Raw genomic sequence first — 17,621 nt, forward strand, 5'->3', positions numbered from 1 at the left:
ACTCCGACACGATCGCGGGGGTGAGCAAGCTCGCGGAGGAAGCACACCGACGACCTATGTGTCGATGGTGCGGCCGCGGTGGTCGGACATGGATGCCTTCGGGCACGTCAACCATGCCAGCATGGTGACGTTGCTGGAAGAAGCCCGGATACCGCTGCTGTTCCACGAGGCGTCCGGGGCCGGGCTCACCGGCTTCGCGGCGGGCATGGTCGTGGTCAGCCTGTCCGTCGACTACCACGCGCCGGTGGTGGCGGGCCGCGAGATCCGCGTCGAGGTGAACCTGCGCGAGTTGAAGTTCGCGTCGGTCACCCTCGGCTACACTGTCCACAGTGGACCATCAGAGGCGGATGCGGTGGCCGTCACGGCCAAGACCGTGCTCGCTCCCTATGACGTGGGCAGTGGACGGCCGCGCCGGCTGACCGACCCGGAGCGGGCGTTCCTGGCCGAGAGACTGGGCATGGCGGAAAACGATGAGTGAGCTGCGCGTTCCTGATCCTGACGACCGGGAGACCCTGAGCGCGTTCGTGGCCAGGGCGGTCAGGCTCGACGGCCAGGCGGTGGTGCGGTTGCGCAACCGTGGTGGCGGCGGTGTGGTCGAGGCGTGGGTCGCCACTCCGTTCGAGGTGCTGGCGACGCGCGCGGTGCACGGCGAGGTGGTGCCGGGCGATGTGACCGTCTCCGGCAACGAACTCCTCGCGGCGCTGACCATCACGCCGGGCCCGACCATGGATCCCGGCCCCTCGCGCGATCTGATGTGGCATTCCGAACTGCCCGCCGGGTCGGATTGGCGCGATGTCGACCTGTTGCCGGCCAAGGTGGTGGCCGAACTCGCGGACAAGGGCGTGGCACTGGCGCGCGACAACGCGGGGCCGCATGGCACGCCTCCGGCCTCGCTGATGGACCAGGCGGTGCTCACCGTGACCGAGGGCAGCCTGGAGGTCAAGGTGCCGATGCGGTGCCTGTTCGCGTTGTCCGGCATGGGATTCGTCGATTCGTCGATCCCGGACGATGTCGTCCGCGTGACGGCGACGAGTTCCTGGCTGCGCCTCGACGCCCGCTACGGCGCCGTGCTCCGGCGTCGCCACGCCCTGCTGCCCCTGCTGTTCTGAGCCGGTTTTTGGAAGCAAGGAGCGTTTACTACGGATCATCCGTAGTAAACGCTCCTTGCTCGCGTTCAAGTTGGACAGCGGCAGGCGTGAGGGCGGCTATGGCGTCGGGGACGTTGTTGACGCACAGGGCGTCCACCCCGGCTTCGAGCAGACGCTGGGCGAACTCGACCTTCGGGCACCAGGCGAGGAACTCCCGTCCGGTCTCGTGCACCAGGTCGATCACGTAGTCCAGCGGGCGCTGCACTTCCTTCGGCTCGATCTCGTTGGGGCGCAAGGAACCCCAGTGCGGGGCGAGCACCTGGACATCGAGGTGTGCGGCCGCGGCGACGGCGTGACCGATCGGGAAGCCGACCCAGGTGAGCAGGCCGCGCGGCACACCGGGGGCGAGCCGCCGGGCGATGTCGAGCGCGCCCGGATCGAACGAGGTGATCAGCACCTCGCGCCGCGAGGATTCCCGCACCGCGATCGCGGCGAGCCGCCCCATCGTGGTGCCGGATCCCGGGCGCGTGGCGTCCTCCATCGCGGTCTTGACGTCGAAATCCACGCCCACCCCGGCGGGTAGGGCTTCGAGCAGCTCCTCCAGCCGCAGGGCGCCCTTGTCGGCCGCTTCACGCGAGGTGATGTCGACGTAGAACACCCCGTCTTCGTCCGCCGGGTCGTGCACGACTACGAGGTGGTCGTCCGAGGTGCGGCGAACATCGACCTCCACCCAGTCGGCACCGGCGTCGACCGCGGCGAGGAATGATCCGAGGGTGTTCTCGAGATGACCGTCGACGGTGCCCCGGCCGCAGCCCCGATGTCCGAGGATCACCGGTGCTTGGCCGAAAACGCTGTTTCCACCCATCGTTGACCTTAGTAATCGAAAGGCCTACGCCCAGGTGTTCATCAGGCTCTGCGCGGCCATCTCCAGGTAGCTCCACAGCTCGTTTTCCAACGGCTCGGGGAGTTCGGCCTCGTCCACCGCGACGCGCATCGCTCGAAGCCACGCGTCCCGCTGGACCGGCCCGATCGAAAACCCCGCGTGGCGCATCCGTAACCGGGGATGGCCACGACGTTCCGAATAGGTGTGCGGTCCGCCCCAGTACTGCATGAGAAACAGCCGCAACCGTTCCTCGGCCGGGCCGAGGTCCTCCTCGGGATAGAGCGGGCGCAACACCTCGTCGTGGGCGACTTCCTGGTAGAAGCGCGCGACGATCTTGCGGAACGTCGGCTCTCCACCGACGGCCTCGTAGAACTTTTCCGGCTCCAGGGAACTCATACCTGTCCCTTCGCACGTTCGAGGCGGGTCATGACCTCATTGTGCCGGTTCCCTGTGCCGTGTTGGCGACGCCGGTCTGGCCTACGCTCACCTGGCTCATGAAGCGGCCCATCGGCGGTTCGAACCCGGCCTGCTCGAGTTTGGCGATCACGCCCGCCCGCAGGGCACGCTGCACGACCCACTGCTTGCCGGGCCGCACCTTCACGGTCAGGCGGATCGTGATCCCCTCGGGCGTGACGTTCTCGACGCCGAGAACCTCTGGTTGTTCCAGGACGTTGAGGGAGAGCGGTTCGACGCCGACCACCGCGGTGGCGGCGTTGGTGAGCACCTCGACGGCACGGTCGACATCGGTGGTGTAGTTCAGCGGGACGTCCACCACGGCGACCGCGAAGCCCTGACTCGAGTTGCCGACGCGCTGCACCTCGCCGTTGCGGACGTACCAGACGGTGCCCTTGATGTCGCGCAGGGTGGTGATGCGGAGACCGACCGACTCGACCACACCGCTGGCCTCGCCGATGTCGATCACGTCACCGACGCCGTACTGGTCCTCCAGCATCATGAACATGCCCGACAGGAAGTCCTTCACCAGGTTCTGCGCACCGAACCCCAGCGCTACCCCGACGATGCCCGCCGAGGCGAGGATCGGGCCCAGGTCGTAGCCCAGTTCGCCGAGGATCTGGATGGCGGCCAGGCCGAAGACCACGAACGAGGTCAGCGACTTCAGGACCGAGCCGATCGTCTTGGCGCGCTGGGCGCGGCGCTCGGTCAGGGTCGGGCCCAGGATGCCGGGCGCGCGTTCCCGCAACGGCCGGAGCAGCGTGGGCAGCCTCCGGCCCGTCTTACCGTTGTGCGGCATGGCGGTGACCCGGTCGATCAGCCTGCGCACGAGCAGCCGGACCAACGCGGCGACCAGGACGATCAGGAGGATCTTGACCGGCTTGGCGACGAGCCAGCCGGCGGAGGCCGCCAGCCACTCGTTGTGGGTGACCTGGAAGACCTGGTAACACCAGCTTCCCTGGTCGTTGATGCAGGTCGGGGTCTCGCTCAACAGCGGGTTCACGGCGATGCGAGGTCCCTTTCTCTCGGCGTTCGGTCCTGCGTCACACTAACGTCGGGCGGATATCACAGGACACGTCTTCTAACACAGGTGCATTTCGGGTGCGAAGTGTGGTCGACTATGCCTGCACCGGTGGAGGTGGTCGAGTGCCAGACCGACAACCCATCCCCCTCGGCGCCCCCGAGCACAGCGTGGCCGGGCCGGCGCCGGAGGGAGTCCTGTGCGCCTATCCGGGCGGGGTCGCCCTAAACGGCCCTCAACCCAGTGGGCCACCCACCCGCAGCGTCCGCCCCGGGCGTTCGCACGGACAGCGTAGAGGGCGGGACCCGGCGACCGGTCCGGCCCCCCTGTGGGGACGCAGGAGGGTTCTTCTGCTCAACGCCACCTACGAGCCCCTCACGGCGCTGCCGTTGAGGCGGGCCGTGGTGCTGGTGATGTGCGGGAAGGCGGAGGTCGTGCACGGCGACCCCGGTGGGCTCAGCCTGCACGCGGCGACGTTCTCACTGCCGGTGCCGTCGGTGATCCGGTTGTCGAACTACGTCCGGGTGCCCTACCGGGCGCAGGTACCGCTCACGCGGGCCGGGCTCATGCACCGGGACCGCTACCGCTGCGCCTACTGCGGCGGCCGGGCCGACACCATCGACCACGTGATCCCGCGCAGCCGCGGCGGGGCGCACAGCTGGCAGAACTGTGTGGCCTGCTGCGCCAAGTGCAACCACCGCAAGGCGGATCGTCTGCTCTCGGAGCTGGGCTGGCACCTCCGCGTGGTCCCGACCGCGCCGCACGGGCCGCACTGGCGGCTGCTCGTGCACTCCGGCGACGCGGACCCGCTGTGGCGGCCATATCTCGGCGTGGCGGCTTAGTGAGAACCCGCTCGAGCTGACCGGCCGGGCGGAAACCGCACGGGCTCAGGACGGCGCCCCGGCAGCCGATGGCGGCCGGGGCGAGCCGACGTGGCGACGTCCGTGGTGCTTCAGGCAGCGGTGACGCGCGTGCCGCAGGTCACTCGGGTACCTCGCGTCACCCGGGTGCCGCGGGTGACCCGGGTACCACCGGTGACCCGGGTTCCGCGCGTCACCCGAGTGCCGGCAGTCACACGGGTGCCCCGCGTGACCCTGGTGCCGCGCGTCGCCGCGGTGACCCTTGTGCCCTTCGTCACCCTTGTGCCACACGTCACACGGGTACCGGAAGTGACTCGGGTGCCGCGCGTCACGCGGGTGCCGCGGTGTGCCGAAGCGACGACCAGTGACGGAACGTGGCCACCATTGGTCTGAGCGGGGGTAAGGGTCGGGTTCATGATCGTTCCTCCAGGGACCCGTGGGTTACGCGATTGGTCTAGTCGGCCGGGCGCAAGGCCCGTACAGGTGAAAAGTACGAGGAATTGATCGGCGGAACAAGATGAGGGGGCCGGTTAGGTCCGGCCGTACGGTGTTTTGCGACCTTTCGCGTGGTGTCGCTTCAACCCATCGAGTGAATGAAGGCTCGGCACACGGCCGACGGGCGTGCCCGACGCCACGACGAGCCGCCGGAACGCAAGGGCTAGTCTGAGCGCGTGAGCATCGTGCAGACGATCCTGGTGTACGCGCTGATCCCGGCGGCCATCTACGGGGTGGTCGCGCTGATCACCTTGCGCTCGAAGTTCGCCGGGACCCCGAGGTACCGTCCCGGGCAGTCCTGGGACTATCCGCCGATGTGGTGGAGCGGGAACCCCGAGGGTATCGGTGCGGCCCACCCGCATCCGGAAGTGAGCTCCGGCGACCGGGCCGGAACGGCGGCAGGAGGTGCCCGTGGCAGCTGGTGAACTGACGAAGCAGGCTGAGGTCGAGGAGCCGGAATTCGGCGTCGCGATCACGACGACGGGCCGGCGGTCCGTCGCCAAGATGTACCGGCAGTCCGCTCCGGTCACGCCGTTCAGCACCGTGCAGCTGGCACGTCTCGACGAAGCGCTCACCCTGGCCAGTCGCGAGACCGGCCTGAACTTCAGCGTCTATATCGGCGAACTCGACAGCGGTGACACGAGGCAGGCCGCCGAGAAGCTCCACGCCTCCATCGGCGAGGGAGCGGGCGATGCCGTGCTGATCGCGCTTTCGCCGGGGCAACGGGTCGTCGAGGTCGTCACCGGCACGGCTGCCTTCCAGCGTCTGCCCGACCGTGGCGCCAAGCTCGCCGTGATGAGCATGGTCGCCTCCTTCAAGGAGGGCGACCTCATCGGTGGCCTGGTCTCGGGCCTCCGCATGCTGTCCGACCAGGCGGGCTCCGCGCCCCGGCACTGAGCCGGAACCTCGTCGAATCGAAGCAAGGGGCGTTTACTACGGACTTTCCGTAGTAAACGCCCCTTGCTTCATATCCCGGCTCAGGACTGGTCGAACTCGCGGGCGGCGAGGGCGCGGAGGATTCCGGCGCGGCCCTCGGAGACGAGGCGCCGGAGTGCGGCCGGATGCTCCTCGGCGAGCCACGCGTCGGCGGCCTCCACGGTGGCTCTTTCCACGGCCCAGGCCGGGAACAGCCCGACCACGGTCGGCTGCGCCCGCTCGCTCGACCGCCGCCGCCATACGTCGTCGATCGCCTCGAAGTACTGGCTCACGTAGTCGCCGAGCAGGCCCTTCTGACTGGGGTGGGAGAACCCGGCGATGATCGAGGTGTTGACCGCGTTGGGCAGTTCGTCGTCGTAGACGGCCTTTCGCCACGCTTCGGCTTTCGCCTCCGCCGTCGGCCGCAGGGCACGCGCCTGCTCGGCATGGCGACGGCCGGTCGCCGTGTCGTCCCTGGCGACTTCGGCCTCGATCTCCGCGTCGCCGGCCTTCCCGTGTGCCACCAAGGCACGCAGCAGGCGCCACCGCAGATCCGCGTCGACGGTCAGACCCTCCAGCGCCGACGACCCGTCGAACCAGCCGGCGAGCACGTCCAGAGTGGCGTCGTCGAGCACCGAACCGGCGAGCGCGTTGACGAAGGCGAGCTGGTGGTCCGAGCCGGGTTCGGCGGCGCGGGCCAGTTCGAGGAGCCGCGCCGTGATTTCCGGCCAGCCCCGGCTCTCCGCCCACGCGGGCTCGGCGTAGGAGTTCACCGCGGTCTGCGCCTGCAGCAGAAGCCGTTGCACCACACCGACTTCGGTTTCGGCTTGAATGCCGTGCGAGACGATCGCGACGAAATCGCGGGCCTTCAGCTCGGCCTCACGGGTCATCTCCCAGGCGGCCGACCAGCACAGCGTGCGGGGGAGCGGTTCGGTGATGTCGGCGATCCGGTCGACCAGCGTGGTCAGCGATCCGGTGTCGAGGCGCATCGTGCAGTAGGTCAGGTCGTCGTCGTTGACCAGCACCAGTTTCCCGGACGGGCGGCCCACCAGGGCCTGGACTTCGGTCTGGGCGCCGGTCACATCCAGTTCGACCCGCTCGGTGCGCACGAGACGGCCTTCGGCGTCGTCATCGTAGACACCGATCGCGATGCGGTGCGTACGAAGCTCGCCCGCACCCGGCTTCGCGCCGGTCTGGACCACTGTGAACGAGGTGAACTTTCCGTCGGCGTCGGTGGAGAACCTGGGCCGCAACGAATTGAGCCCCGTGGTTTCCAGCCACTGCGCGCTCCAGCCGGACAGGTCGCGTCCTGACGCACGTTCGAGCGCCGCCAGGAGATCGGCCAGCGTCGCGTTTCCCCAGGCGTGCTTGCCGAAATACACCCTGAGCCCGGCGAGGAAGTTGTCCAGACCGACGTAGGCGACCAGTTGCTTGAGCACGCTGGCGCCCTTGGCGTAGGTGATCCCGTCGAAGTTCACCTCGACCGCCTGCAGGTCCACGATGTCGGCCGCGATCGGGTGCGTCGACGGGAGCTGGTCCTGCCGGTAGGCCCAGGACTTCTCGATATTGGCGAAACTGGTCCAGGCGTGTTCGTACTCGGTCGCGTCGGCCTGCGCGAGCACGCTGGCGAAGGTGGCGAAGGACTCGTTGAGCCACAGGTCGTCCCACCAGCGCATGGTGACCAGGTCGCCGAACCACATGTGCGCCATCTCGTGCAGCAAGGTCTCCGCACGGCGCTCGTAGGCGTAGCGGGTGACCCTGCTGCGGAACACGTAGTCCTCGAGGAAGGTGACCGCGCCGGCGTTCTCCATCGCGCCCGCGTTGAACTCCGGCACGAAGAGCTGGTCGTACTTGGTGAACGGGTACGGCGTGTCGAACGCCTTGTGGTAGAAGGCGAAGCCCTGTTTGGTCTCGGTGAAAAGGCGCTCGGCGTCCATGTGCTCGGCCAGCGAGGCCCGGCAGTAGATGCCCAGTGGGATCACCAGGTCGCCGTCGTCGGTGTGCTCGACGTACTGGTCATGCCATTCCGCGTAGGGACCGGCGATCAGCGCGACGATGTAGGTCGAGATCCGGGCAGACGGCGCGAACACCGTCCTGGTGGCACCTTCCGCGGTCTTTTCGGCCGACTCGGCCTGGGCGTTGGAGATCACCTTCCACTCGCTCGGCGCGGTCACCGTGAGCCGGTAGGTGGCCTTGAGGTCGGGCTGGTCGAAACAGGCGAACATCCGTTTCGCGTCCGCGGTTTCGAACTGGGTGTAGAGGTAGACGGAGTCGTCGACCGGGTCGACGAACCGGTGCAGCCCCTCACCGCTGTTCATGTAGCGGCAGTCGGCCTCGACGACGAGTTCGTTGACCTCGGCGAGGCCGGGCAGAGCGAGACCCGTGTCCTCGACGTAGGACGAGACGTCCAGGGGCCGGCCGTTGAGCGTGGCCGAGCGCACCCGGGCCGCCACGATGTCGATCCAGGAACTTTCTCCGGGACGGGAACTGGTGAACCGGACCGTGGTTCGCGAGTCGAACGTCCTCTCCCCGGGCCCGCCGTTGGCGTCGGTGAGATCGAGGGCGATGTCGTAGGAGTCCACGGTGAGCAGGCCGGCACGTTGTTCGGCTTGGTCGCGGGTCAGGTTTGGGGCGGGCACGTGCACCTCTGGTCGCGCTGATAGGAGACGGTTCTTGCTGTTCCAACCATCCAATCATGGATGCGCCCGGGAACAAGCGTCACTCGCAAGCTGTTGGGCCGGGTTGAGGGTTTGTGGCCACTTCGCGGACTGGAGAGCCTGATGAGCAAGACACGCGTGGACTTCTATTTCGACCCCGTCTGCCCGTTCGCCTGGATCACCTCGCGATGGATCCTGGAGGTCGAAAAGCACCGGGACCTCGACCTGCGGTTCAAGGTGATGAGCCTGGCGGTGCTCAACAGCGGCCGGGACCTTTCCGAGAACTACCAGGAGATGATGAAGAAGGCGTGGGGCCCGGTACGAGTCGCGGTGGCGGTCGCGCAGGAGAAGGGCGAAGCGACGCTGCGGGAGTACTACACCGAGTTCGGCACCCGTTACCACAACCAGGGCAACAAGGACATTCCCGACGTCCTCAAGCAGTCGCTGGACGCGATCGGGGCGTCGGCCGACCTCGCGGCCGCCGCGCAGTCCACGGACTACGACGAGGCTCTGAAGAAGAGCCACCACGAGGGCATGGACCCGGTCGGGATGGACGTCGGAACGCCGACCATCCACGTCGACGGTGTCGCCTTCTTCGGTCCGGTGCTCACTTCGATCCCGCGGGGTGAAGACGCGTTGAAGATCTTCGACGGTGCGGTCGCGATGGCGAGCTACCCCGACTTTTTCGAGTTGAAGCGGACCCGCTCCCGCGACCTCAAGTTCGACTGACGCGTTCGAGGACCGGACGGACCATGTCCGGCGGGTAGGGCGAGTGCCACAAAGCCTTCTCGACGGACATCCGCCCGGCCTTCACACCGCGATAGAGAGCCGAGAAATGGTGCAGTTCGTCGCGCTGTTCTCGGACGACCTCCTGATCCATCGGCGTGCCGTGGCCCGGTACGACCTCGGACGGCTCCAGGGCAAGGATCTTGTCGACGGCTCGCGGCCATTCGACCGGATGCGAGTCTTCGCCGATCGCGGGCGGTGCGCCCTCCTCGACCAGGTCTCCGGCGAAGACGACTTCGGCGTCCGGGACGTGCACGATGAGGTCGTGGCCGGTGTGCCCGGGGCCGGGATGGACCAGGGTGACGCTGCGGCCGCCGAGGTCCAGTTCGGTCTTGCGGGTGACCACGTCGCTGGGGAGCACGAGCTTGGCGTTGTGGAGCCTGTCGGCGAGTTCGTGCTCGCCGTCGTCGGCGAACTTGGCCGCCCAGCGCGCTCGCTGCGCGTCGGCGCCGGAGGCCATCGCGTCGCGGCAGCCTTCCTGAGCCCAGACCGGGCAGGGCAGGAACGGGGCGGTGCCGAAGAAGTGGTCGAAGTGCGCGTGCGTGATCGCCACGATCCACGGCACCGACGTCACCTGCCGGATCGCCGCCGCGAACTCCTCGCCCTGCACCTCGTCGCCGCCCGTGTCGATCACCAGGCACCGCTCACGGCCCACGACCAGACCGAGTGTCTGGTCGAGATGCTCGTACCGGCGCGCGTACACGTTCTTGCCGACGTTCTCCCACTCGGCCACGGTGGCCTCCTCCCTCCCCACAGTGAAGCAATGAATACTTACTACGAAACAGCCGAGCACCCGGGACACCACGCGGAGCGGCCGTCCGCGCCCGCGGTCGGGTACGCGACGGCGGGATGGCACACTCCACACCGTGCGTGTTTATGTGGGATCCGATCATGCCGGTTTCGAGTTGAAGAACCACCTGGTGAGCCACCTCGAGAAGGAAGGCCACGAGGTGACCGACGTGGGCCCGTCCGTCTACGACGCGGCCGACGACTACCCGCCGTTCTGCATCGAGACGGCGCGTCGCGTGGTGGCCGACGAGGGCAGCCTCGGCCTGGTCATCGGCGGTTCGGGCAACGGCGAGCAGATCGCGGCGAACAAGGTGCGGGGCGCTCGTGCGGCACTGGCGTGGAAGCCGGAGATCGCGCGGCTGGCCCGCGAACACAACCACGCCCAGCTCATCGGTATCGGGGCGCGGATGCACACCGTCGAAGAGGCGGTCGAGATCGTGGACGCTTTCCTGTCCACCCCGGTCTCGCCCGAGGAGCGGCACAAGCGCCGGATCGAGCAGTTGGCCGAGTACGAGCGCACCGGGACGCCGCCGGCGCTGCCCTCGGCCTGACCGTGATGAGCGGCCGCCGGGTCGTCCCTTCTTCATCACGTCCGCCGCGCGGCGGTGCCTGATGCCCGAAGGACACACCCTGCACCGGCTCGCCCGCCTGCATCAGCGGCGATACGCGGGCGCGCCGGTGCGGGTCAGCAGCCCGCAGGGAAGGTTCGCCGCCGAAGCGTCCACTCTGGACGGTCAGGTGCTGGTGCGGGCCGAGGCCTACGGCAAGCACCTCTTCCACGATTTCGGCGACGCCGGCACGGTGCACGTCCACCTCGGCCTGTACGGGACCTTCACCGAGGCGAAACTGCCGGTCACCGCACCCGTGGGGCAGGTGCGCCTGCGGCTCGCCGGGAGTACACATTGGACGGACCTGCGCGGCCCCAACCGGTGTGAGCTGCTGACGCCGGACCGGGTGGAGGCGATCAGGTCCCGCCTGGGTCCGGATCCGTTGCGCCGTGATGCCCGGCCCGAACGGGCCTGGGAAAGGATCTCCGCGTCCCGCGCGCCGCTGGCCGCGCTCCTGATGGACCAGGCGGTGATCGCGGGAGTGGGCAACGTGTACCGGGCGGAAGTGCTGTTCCGGCACGGAATCGCCCCGATGCTCCCCGGAAGATCGCTGGATTCCGTGCAGTGGAAGGAAATCTGGACGGACCTGGTCACCCTGATGCGGGCCGGCGTGCGGACCGGGCGCATCGACACGGTGGCCGCGGAGCATCTACCGGAGGTCACCGGGCGGCCGCCACGGCAGGACCGGCACGGCGGCGAGGTGTACGTGTACCGGCGTGCGGGGGAGCCATGCCTGGTGTGCGGCACGCCGGTAGCGCACACGGAGTTGGCGGGCCGCAACCTTTACTGGTGCCCCGCTTGCCAACCTGCCTGACGGGGTTCGGCTCACCAGTCGTTGCCGCCCATGTCGAAGCCCCCACCATCGAAGCCACCGCCGTCGAAACCGCCCCCGTCGAAGCCGCCGTCGTAGCCCCCGCCGTCGTAGCCGCCGTCGCCACCGAAGTCGCCCGCGGCGTCCATGCCGGAGTCTCCGCCCATGTCGGCCATCGCGTCGGCCTGTCCGGCGTCGAACCCGGACTCCCACGCCTCGGCGCTCGCGATCCCGCTCATTCCGTCGAACAGGGCGCTGAACAGGAACGCCGAACCCAGCCCCCAGGCGCCTGCGACCAGTGCGGTCTTCCACCATGGCTCGCTGTACCAGCCCTGGGGCACCGGCCGCCCGGCGACGCGGCCACCGGGGTAGTAGTACGGCGTGCCGGAGCCTGGGTCTGGTGACGCTTCGTAGCGGCGGCCCTCGACCTCGACGTTCCGGTGCTCGGTCACCTTGCCGGCGCGCTCCCGTTCGAGTTCCTCGGGCAGCTTCGGGCCGGGGTCCAGACCCATCGCCGTGCGTGCCGCGCGCACGTAGTAGAGCCCCTCGAGCGCGGTCTCCTTGACCAGTCTGGCCTGCTCGTTGGTCCGGGCCTGGTCCAGCTGCGAACCGGCGGCGGTGTACCGCTCCGCGGCGTCGGCCAGTGCCTGCTTCGACGCGGCATCGGTGCCGGTCAGGTTCAGCACCTGGCCCCCGAGCCGTTCCACCAGGCGCCGCGCGTCGGCCTTGGCGTCGTCGAGCTGGCGTTGCCGGGCTGCCGCCTGTGACCGGGCGAAGTAGGCGATCCCGCCGACGACCACCAGCAGGAGCACGATCACGAAGACCAGCGTGCCCATCGTTTTGACTCCCTGCGAACTTGGCTGTCTTGAAGCGGACAACGCGGACGGCACGCGCATCGTTCCCCTGGTCGATGACCCTCGACCAAAACTAGAACGCGTTATAGTCTAGTCGCATGAAGTTCACGCTCTCGGTCGCGATGAACCCCCTCGGCCAGTACGCCGAACTCGCGCGCACCGCCGAGGAGAACGGCTTCTCCTCGATCGCGCTGCCGGATTCGCTGTTCTACTCCGAGTCGGTGTCCGCCAAATACCCCTACACCCCGGACGGCAGCCGGTTCTGGAACGAGGAAACGCCGTGGGCCGATCCGATGGTCGCGGTCGCCTCGATGAGCGCCGTCACCAGCCGGATCTTCTTCTACACCTCGGTGCTCAAGCTCGGCTCGCGCAATCCGGTGCTGCTCGCCCGCCAGGTCGGATCGGTCGCGGTGCTCAGCGGTGACCGGTTCGGCCTCGGCCTCGGAGTGGGCTGGACGCCGGAGGAGTTCGAGTGGTGCGGCGCGCCCTACGCGCAGCGAGGCAAACGGGTGGACGAGGCGATCGAGGTGCTGCGGCTCATCCTCGACGGCGGCATGGTCGAGTACCACGGCAAGTTCTTCGACTTCGGGAAGCTGCGCATGAGCCCCACGCCCGAGAAGCGGGTGCCCTTCTACATCGGCGGGCACACAGAGGTCGCGTTCCGGCGGGCGGCGCGCTACGCGGACGGCTGGTCCTCGGCGATGATGAAATTCGACGACCTGCGGGACACGATCGGCAAGCTCAGGGGGCACCTCGCCGAGGCCGGCCGGGAGGACGACCCGTTCGAAATCCAGGCGGTCTGCATCGACCGGTTCGGAGTCGACGGCTACCGCCAGCAAGCCGACATCGGCGTCACCGACGTGATCACCCAGCCCTGGGTTTTCGACGGGATCGGCTTCGACGGCCCGATCGGGCCGAAGAAGGACGCGATCAAGAAGTTCGCCGACGAGATCATCGCGAAGCTCTCATGACCATCGACGTGTGCTGGGACCCCGAGGCCACGCAGCATCCCGCGCGGGTGGCGGCGTGGCGGTCGATGAACGCGACCTGCCGGGGCGCCAAGGAGGAGTGGCTTTCACTGTTCGCGCCGGACGCGGTCATCGAGGACCCGGTCGGGCCCTCGATGTTCGACGCCGAAGGCGCCGGCCACCACGGGCGTGACGGGATTTCGGCGTTCTGGGACAAGGCGATCGCCCAGGTGGAGCGGTTCGACTTCGTCATCCGCGACTCGCACGCCGCCGGGAACGAAGTGGCCAACGTCGGCACCATCACCACGTTCCTCCCCGGCGGCTACCGGGTCGACACCGACGGCGTGTTCGTCTACCGCGTGAACGACGAAGGGCTGGTGCTGTCCATGCGTGCGTTCTGGGAGACCGAGCGCGCCATGGCGACCGCCCGGCGCGTCGCCGAGTAAACATTGCGCGCACACGCGTAAGCGGTGTGTTACCCCACGGCGAGTCATGACGGGGGCGTGACACGCACAGGCCGACCATGCGGCGATGGACGGTAGAGTTTCCGAGTCCCATCGGGCCGATCTGGCCTCACTGCGCTCCTGTTGGGGCTGGCTGCCCGACAGTGACGCCGTCGCGACCCACTGGGTCGCCCCGGCGCTCGACTACCACCCCCGCACCGGCCTGCGCGCCCAGTGCGGACGCCGCTGCCTCCCCTCGGACCGCACCCACCCCTGGCGCAAGCTCCCGCGCTGCGCCGAGTGCCGGGCTCTGCTCGGCTGCTGAACCGCCCAGCGCCACGCCGGTTCACGGGGTGCTTCGATCACGGAGACGGCAACCGCTAGAATGGTGACGCGCCCGGGCTTCCCGGGCGCAATGCGGGCGTAGCTCAATGGTAGAGCCCCAGTCTTCCAAACTGGCTACGCGGGTTCGATTCCCGTCGCCCGCTCCGAGATGGGCTCACCCTGCTCACGCTTCGCGTTTCGCGTGGTCTCTCCGCCTCTTTTCCGGGGGTCGAACCCCCGGACCCCCGCCAGGGGGTGAACCCCCTGGACCCCCAGCGCGGTGCCGGTTGTGAGCCCCCGGACCCCCGCCAGGGGGCGAGCCCCCTGGACGCCCAGCGTGGTGCCGGTTGCGAAGGCCCTGGACGCCCAGCGTGGTGCCGGTTGTGAGCCCCCGTCCAGGGGGCAGGCCCCCTGGACGCCCGTCCGGTGCTGGTTTCGTTCGGTGTGCTGGTCGTGTTCTGTTGCGGCTTGTTACGGGGGTGTCGTGGGGGTGAAACGCGGGAGGGCGGCTGTCTCGTCCACCGGTGAGAATACGACCGTCACGGGTTGGCCGACGTACACCTCCGTCGCGCCGACTATGTTGGTCATGACATCGACGCCCTCTTCGAGTCGCACGTAGGCGAGGAAATAGGACTCGATTCCCTTGTACGGTTTCGCCGGTACGTGGCAACGTGTGTAGCTGTACACCACGCCACGCCCGGTGGCCTCGGTCCAGGTCAGGTTTCGCCCGCCACAGGCGGTGCAGACGCGTCGTGGGTACCACACTGAGGTTCCGCAATCATCGCACCTGGGGATGAGCAGCCGCCCTTGCGCGGTCGCGCGCCAGAAGAGCTCGGTCTCAGGCGTCACCGTCGGGGGTGGAGCGGGTAGTTGTTCGCCGGTCATGGATTCTCCGATCAGGCGTCGGCACGCCCGAGTAGCACCGTGGCACTGGCCATTCGCGTGCCCAGTGAGCCGCCTGCCCCATGGGCGAGTGCGATCTCGCAGTTCGGGACCTGGACCTCGGGATTGGCCTCGCCGCGCAATTGCCGCACCGCTTCGATCACCTTCGTCATTCCCCCGCGGTTGGCGGGATGGTTGTTGCACAACCCGCCTCCGTCCGTGTTGACCGGCAGCCGCCCGTGCGGTGCGATGAGCGAACCGTCCAGGACGAAATCGCCACCCGCCCCTTTTTCGCAGAACCCGAGGTCCTCGAGGCTTTCGAGGACGGTAATGGTGAAAGAATCGTAGATCGACGCGTAATGTACGTCGTGGGGACGAAGGCCGGCTTCGTCGAATGCGCGGGGACCCGACCATTTCGCACCCGTTGAAGTGAGATCGACACGCCCATCGCGGGCGTGATAGGCGCACTCGCCGTGTCCGAGAATCTTGACGCAGTCCCGCTCCAGGTTTCCGGCTATCTCCGGCGACACGACCACGAGCGCGCCGCCGCCATCCGTGATGACGCAGCAGTCGAGACGATGGAGCGGGTCGCTGACGACGGGGGAATCGAGGACCTCCTCAACGGTTACTTTCCTGGGGAGAAACGCGCGCGGATTGTATTGAGCGTGCGTCGACGCGGCGACCTTGATGGCCGCGAGCTGCTCTGGTGTGGTCCCGTACTCGTACATGTGCCGCCTGGCCGCCAGGGCGTACAGCGACGGGTTGGTGGGACCGAAAACCTGCTCGAAGTTCGCTTCCGGTCCTTGGCTACGCGGCCGCGCTTCGGCAGGCGCCGACCGTGGCCGTCCGGCCAGCACGATGAGCGCCACGCCGCAACGACCTTCGGCGATCGCCATCGCCGCGTGTCCGACGTGGGTGATGTACGACGCGCCACCCATTTCCGTCGTATCGATGTAGCGTACGTCGCGAAGCCCCAGATACTCCAATGTGGAAATTCCCCCGAAGCCGGGCGCGTCTCCCGCGCAGAGGAAACCGTCGACATCCTCCCGCGACAGTCCCGCGTCCTCGAGCGCGCCCGCCGCGACCTCCGCGAAGATCTCCATGGTCGTTCTGTCCGTGATCACCCTGCCGGGGTGTTCGTAGGCGCCCGCGATGAATGCCCTGCCTTTGATCGTCACGATCGCACTCGGTCGACGCCGACGGCGGTAAGTTCGCGAGACACATCGAAGTCGAAGCCGGACAGTTGCCGGAGGTCGTCGACGCTGAACGGGCGGGCTATCCGCTCGAGGAGATAACGTTCCCCCACACGCCGGAAAGCGCCGAGGTCGGTGACCACGAGGTCAACGGGTCGCGACGTGGTCAAGGGAAAGGTGCATCGAGGGATCAGTTTGGGACGCATGTTCTTGTCACAGTGTTCCATGACCACGACCAGCCTGCCCGCCCCGGATGCCAGGTCCATCGCACCCCCGATGCCGCCTCCGGTCATGCTCGGATTGGTCCAGTTCGCGAAGTGGCCGTCCGCGTCCACCTGGTAGGCGCCCAGCACCACGACGAGCCTGGCGGATCTCGCCATCTCGAACGACGTCACACTGTCGAAAACCGAAGCGCCGTGGCGAAGGCCCACGAACTGTCCGCCGGCGTTGTAATAGTCGGGGTCGCGCGCGTCGCCCGTCACCGGGCCCGCGTGTCCCAACAGGCCGTTTTCCGCGTGAAGCATGAGGTCTCGCCCCTCTATGCACCTCGCTATCAGGAGGGGTAGTCCGACACCGAGATTGACGTAGGACCCATCGGGGATCAGGTCCGTGGCGAGTTGGGCCGTTTCGAGCCGGCTCAGTCCTTCTCCGTAGCGGTCATAGTTCCTCCGTCGCGTGACGTCGGGCTTCCTCGGCGGTGGGACGCTTTCCATCCCTGGGGTTACCGTGGTCTTCACCAGTCCGCTCACGAAGATTCCGGGCAACCCGATCTCGGCTGGATCGAAAGTCCCCGGTTCCACGATCTCGTCGACTTCGGCGATCGCGAACGTCGCTGCCTTGGCGAAAGCGGGATTGAAATTGGCGCTCGCGCCGCGGAACTTGAGATTGCCGAGCGTGTCGGCCTGATACGCTCGGATCAGCGCGTAGTCCACCCGCAACGCACGCTCGAAGATGTAGGGTTCGCCGTCGAAGTACCGCGTTTCCTTCCCGTCGGCGATGAGCGTCCCGGCTCCGGTACGCGTGAAGAACCCGGCAATGCCGGACCCGCCGGCGCGCAGTCGTTCGACGAGCGTGCCCTGCGGAACCAGTTCGAGAGTCATCTCGCCGGCGTCGATGAGATCTTCGGCCAATGACCGCGAACCGGGTCGTGCCGAGAAACACGCGATGAGCTTGCTGACCTGACGGCTTTCGATCAGTGCCACGGCGCGCAACGAACTGTCCGAGCCCAGGGAGTTGCACACCAGGGTCAGATTCTTGGCGTCGGTGTCACGAAGTGCGCGGATGAGGCTCGAAGGGAACCGGTGGTCCAAGCCGAACCCCGAAACCGCGACGCTCGCGCCGTTGGGTACTTCGGCGACCGCTTCCTCAGGTGAGCCGTAGATCGTCGGCATTCCGACCTCTTCTCTGTGGTCCGCATACCGTACTTACGTTCTCTTTGCGAACATAAGTCGAAGCCAGGAACTTGTCAACGGGTGTTCGCGTGTTCCAGGTCAGCGCGCTGACCTGCAGAGGAGTCGCGTGTAGGTCTTGACAACCGCTGTCGGGCCGATCTACGTTCGAGAACCGAACATCAATCCGACATCCGAACACA

General features: G+C 67.7%; 21 protein-coding genes and 1 tRNA gene. 12 read left to right on the plus strand and 10 right to left on the minus strand.

Annotated elements, in window-relative coordinates:
• The first annotated feature begins 88 nt into the window (after positions 1-88).
• Both ACFSXZ_RS34160 and ACFSXZ_RS34165 read left to right on the plus strand, forming a co-directional pair.
• Positions 89-478: an acyl-CoA thioesterase gene (locus tag ACFSXZ_RS34160; protein WP_378269919.1), complete on the plus strand. Its 390-nt coding sequence runs from the start codon at positions 89-91 to the stop codon at positions 476-478.
• Positions 471-1,109, plus strand: coding sequence for a hypothetical protein (locus ACFSXZ_RS34165; RefSeq protein WP_378269921.1), 639 nt, complete (start codon positions 471-473; stop codon positions 1,107-1,109). The genes ACFSXZ_RS34160 and ACFSXZ_RS34165 overlap by 8 nt, the downstream gene beginning before the upstream one ends.
• A gap of 28 nt (positions 1,110-1,137) precedes the next feature.
• Here the strand turns inward: ACFSXZ_RS34165 and ACFSXZ_RS34170 are convergent, their stop codons facing one another.
• From ACFSXZ_RS34170 to ACFSXZ_RS34180, 3 genes are read right to left on the minus strand one after another with little or no spacing between them, the layout of a single operon-like run.
• Positions 1,138-1,953, minus strand: a complete 816-nt coding sequence (locus tag ACFSXZ_RS34170) for a glycerophosphodiester phosphodiesterase (RefSeq protein ID WP_378269923.1) — start codon at positions 1,951-1,953, stop codon at positions 1,138-1,140.
• A 24-nt stretch (positions 1,954-1,977) separates the two neighbouring features.
• Positions 1,978-2,367: a globin gene (locus ACFSXZ_RS34175; RefSeq protein WP_378269924.1), complete on the minus strand. Its 390-nt coding sequence runs from the start codon at positions 2,365-2,367 to the stop codon at positions 1,978-1,980.
• A 28-nt stretch (positions 2,368-2,395) separates the two neighbouring features.
• Complete coding sequence (locus tag ACFSXZ_RS34180) at positions 2,396-3,427, minus strand: mechanosensitive ion channel family protein (RefSeq protein ID WP_378269926.1); 1,032 nt, start codon at positions 3,425-3,427, stop codon at positions 2,396-2,398.
• Between the two features lie 143 nt (positions 3,428-3,570).
• Between ACFSXZ_RS34180 and ACFSXZ_RS34185 the strand changes: the two genes are divergently transcribed.
• The gene (locus tag ACFSXZ_RS34185; protein WP_449224300.1) at positions 3,571-4,287 is read left to right on the plus strand and encodes an HNH endonuclease; all 717 of its coding nucleotides are present in this window, start codon (positions 3,571-3,573) and stop codon (positions 4,285-4,287) included.
• Positions 4,288-4,397: 110 nt separating this feature from the next.
• On the opposite strand, the gene ACFSXZ_RS34190 is transcribed toward ACFSXZ_RS34185, so the two are convergent.
• Positions 4,398-4,721 (minus strand): hypothetical protein, encoded by a 324-nt coding sequence (locus ACFSXZ_RS34190; protein WP_378269927.1) that lies wholly within the window; start codon positions 4,719-4,721, stop codon positions 4,398-4,400.
• A 255-nt stretch (positions 4,722-4,976) separates the two neighbouring features.
• Here ACFSXZ_RS34190 and ctaJ point away from each other — a divergent pair, with 255 nt between their 5' ends.
• Together ctaJ and ACFSXZ_RS34200 are read left to right on the plus strand one after the other, a co-directional pair.
• Positions 4,977-5,225 (plus strand): aa3-type cytochrome oxidase subunit CtaJ, encoded by a 249-nt coding sequence (ctaJ, locus tag ACFSXZ_RS34195; RefSeq protein ID WP_378269929.1) that lies wholly within the window; start codon positions 4,977-4,979, stop codon positions 5,223-5,225.
• Entirely contained in the window at positions 5,212-5,697 is a 486-nt protein-coding gene (locus ACFSXZ_RS34200) for a DUF5130 family protein (protein ID WP_378269931.1), read from the plus strand. The genes ctaJ and ACFSXZ_RS34200 overlap by 14 nt, the downstream gene beginning before the upstream one ends.
• A gap of 80 nt (positions 5,698-5,777) precedes the next feature.
• Here the strand turns inward: ACFSXZ_RS34200 and pepN are convergent, their stop codons facing one another.
• Positions 5,778-8,354, minus strand: coding sequence for an aminopeptidase N (gene pepN, locus ACFSXZ_RS34205; RefSeq protein ID WP_378269933.1), 2,577 nt, complete (start codon positions 8,352-8,354; stop codon positions 5,778-5,780).
• A 141-nt stretch (positions 8,355-8,495) separates the two neighbouring features.
• Between pepN and ACFSXZ_RS34210 the strand changes: the two genes are divergently transcribed.
• Complete coding sequence (locus ACFSXZ_RS34210; protein WP_378269934.1) at positions 8,496-9,101, plus strand: DsbA family protein; 606 nt, start codon at positions 8,496-8,498, stop codon at positions 9,099-9,101.
• Here the strand turns inward: ACFSXZ_RS34210 and ACFSXZ_RS34215 are convergent.
• Positions 9,088-9,891 (minus strand): MBL fold metallo-hydrolase, encoded by an 804-nt coding sequence (locus tag ACFSXZ_RS34215; RefSeq protein WP_378269936.1) that lies wholly within the window; start codon positions 9,889-9,891, stop codon positions 9,088-9,090. The genes ACFSXZ_RS34210 and ACFSXZ_RS34215 overlap by 14 nt on opposite strands.
• A gap of 133 nt (positions 9,892-10,024) precedes the next feature.
• Between ACFSXZ_RS34215 and ACFSXZ_RS34220 the strand changes: the two genes are divergently transcribed.
• Positions 10,025-10,498 (plus strand): ribose-5-phosphate isomerase, encoded by a 474-nt coding sequence (locus ACFSXZ_RS34220; RefSeq protein ID WP_378269938.1) that lies wholly within the window; start codon positions 10,025-10,027, stop codon positions 10,496-10,498.
• Between the two features lie 61 nt (positions 10,499-10,559).
• Positions 10,560-11,369: an Fpg/Nei family DNA glycosylase gene (locus ACFSXZ_RS34225; RefSeq protein ID WP_378269940.1), complete on the plus strand. Its 810-nt coding sequence runs from the start codon at positions 10,560-10,562 to the stop codon at positions 11,367-11,369.
• An 11-nt stretch (positions 11,370-11,380) separates the two neighbouring features.
• On the opposite strand, the gene ACFSXZ_RS34230 is transcribed toward ACFSXZ_RS34225, so the two are convergent.
• A complete protein-coding gene (locus ACFSXZ_RS34230; protein ID WP_378269942.1) occupies positions 11,381-12,202 on the minus strand; it encodes a hypothetical protein in 822 nt (273 codons plus the stop codon).
• 116 nt (positions 12,203-12,318) lie between these two features.
• On the opposite strand from ACFSXZ_RS34230, the gene ACFSXZ_RS34235 reads away from it, so the two are divergent.
• The 4 genes from ACFSXZ_RS34235 (at position 12,319) to ACFSXZ_RS34250 (ending at position 14,119) form a co-directional block, all read left to right on the plus strand.
• Entirely contained in the window at positions 12,319-13,191 is an 873-nt protein-coding gene (locus ACFSXZ_RS34235; RefSeq protein ID WP_378269944.1) for an LLM class F420-dependent oxidoreductase, read from the plus strand.
• Complete coding sequence (locus ACFSXZ_RS34240; RefSeq protein WP_378269946.1) at positions 13,188-13,634, plus strand: nuclear transport factor 2 family protein; 447 nt, start codon at positions 13,188-13,190, stop codon at positions 13,632-13,634. The genes ACFSXZ_RS34235 and ACFSXZ_RS34240 overlap by 4 nt, the downstream gene beginning before the upstream one ends.
• Positions 13,635-13,719: 85 nt before the next feature.
• On the plus strand, positions 13,720-13,956 hold the full coding sequence (locus tag ACFSXZ_RS34245; protein WP_378269948.1) for a hypothetical protein: 237 nt from the start codon (positions 13,720-13,722) through the stop codon (positions 13,954-13,956).
• A gap of 92 nt (positions 13,957-14,048) precedes the next feature.
• Positions 14,049-14,119, plus strand: a tRNA-Gly gene (locus tag ACFSXZ_RS34250).
• A 307-nt stretch (positions 14,120-14,426) separates the two neighbouring features.
• On the opposite strand, the gene ACFSXZ_RS34255 is transcribed toward ACFSXZ_RS34250, so the two are convergent.
• Genes ACFSXZ_RS34255 through ACFSXZ_RS34265 form a run of 3 tightly spaced genes read right to left on the minus strand, consistent with a single transcriptional unit; the run spans position 14,427 to position 17,421 of the window.
• Positions 14,427-14,840: a Zn-ribbon domain-containing OB-fold protein gene (locus ACFSXZ_RS34255; protein ID WP_378269949.1), complete on the minus strand. Its 414-nt coding sequence runs from the start codon at positions 14,838-14,840 to the stop codon at positions 14,427-14,429.
• Positions 14,841-14,851: 11 nt separating this feature from the next.
• Complete coding sequence (locus ACFSXZ_RS34260) at positions 14,852-16,015, minus strand: thiolase domain-containing protein (protein ID WP_378269950.1); 1,164 nt, start codon at positions 16,013-16,015, stop codon at positions 14,852-14,854.
• Positions 16,012-17,421: a 3-oxoacid CoA-transferase gene (locus tag ACFSXZ_RS34265; RefSeq protein ID WP_378269951.1), complete on the minus strand. Its 1,410-nt coding sequence runs from the start codon at positions 17,419-17,421 to the stop codon at positions 16,012-16,014. The genes ACFSXZ_RS34260 and ACFSXZ_RS34265 overlap by 4 nt, the downstream gene beginning before the upstream one ends.
• Between the last annotated feature and the right edge of the window lie 200 nt (positions 17,422-17,621).

It is taken from the genome of Amycolatopsis pigmentata (assembly GCF_042684065.1).
In the GTDB taxonomy this organism is placed as follows: Bacteria; Actinomycetota; Actinomycetes; order Mycobacteriales; family Pseudonocardiaceae; genus Amycolatopsis_E; species Amycolatopsis_E pigmentata.

Coding starts and splice junctions, on each gene's coding strand:
- ACFSXZ_RS34160 (WP_378269919.1), top strand. CDS start 89: ATGGATGCCTTCGGGCACGTCAACCATGCCAGCATGGTGACGTTGCTG.
- ACFSXZ_RS34165 (WP_378269921.1), top strand. CDS start 471: ATGAGTGAGCTGCGCGTTCCTGATCCTGACGACCGGGAGACCCTGAGC.
- ACFSXZ_RS34170 (WP_378269923.1), bottom strand. CDS start 1,953: ATGGGTGGAAACAGCGTTTTCGGCCAAGCACCGGTGATCCTCGGACAT.
- ACFSXZ_RS34175 (WP_378269924.1), bottom strand. CDS start 2,367: ATGAGTTCCCTGGAGCCGGAAAAGTTCTACGAGGCCGTCGGTGGAGAG.
- ACFSXZ_RS34190 (WP_378269927.1), bottom strand. CDS start 4,721: ATGAACCCGACCCTTACCCCCGCTCAGACCAATGGTGGCCACGTTCCG.
- ACFSXZ_RS34210 (WP_378269934.1), top strand. CDS start 8,496: ATGAGCAAGACACGCGTGGACTTCTATTTCGACCCCGTCTGCCCGTTC.
- ACFSXZ_RS34225 (WP_378269940.1), top strand. CDS start 10,560: ATGCCCGAAGGACACACCCTGCACCGGCTCGCCCGCCTGCATCAGCGG.
- ACFSXZ_RS34230 (WP_378269942.1), bottom strand. CDS start 12,202: ATGGGCACGCTGGTCTTCGTGATCGTGCTCCTGCTGGTGGTCGTCGGC.
- ACFSXZ_RS34235 (WP_378269944.1), top strand. CDS start 12,319: ATGAAGTTCACGCTCTCGGTCGCGATGAACCCCCTCGGCCAGTACGCC.
- ACFSXZ_RS34240 (WP_378269946.1), top strand. CDS start 13,188: ATGACCATCGACGTGTGCTGGGACCCCGAGGCCACGCAGCATCCCGCG.
- ACFSXZ_RS34245 (WP_378269948.1), top strand. CDS start 13,720: ATGGACGGTAGAGTTTCCGAGTCCCATCGGGCCGATCTGGCCTCACTG.
- ACFSXZ_RS34255 (WP_378269949.1), bottom strand. CDS start 14,840: ATGACCGGCGAACAACTACCCGCTCCACCCCCGACGGTGACGCCTGAG.
- ACFSXZ_RS34265 (WP_378269951.1), bottom strand. CDS start 17,421: ATGCCGACGATCTACGGCTCACCTGAGGAAGCGGTCGCCGAAGTACCC.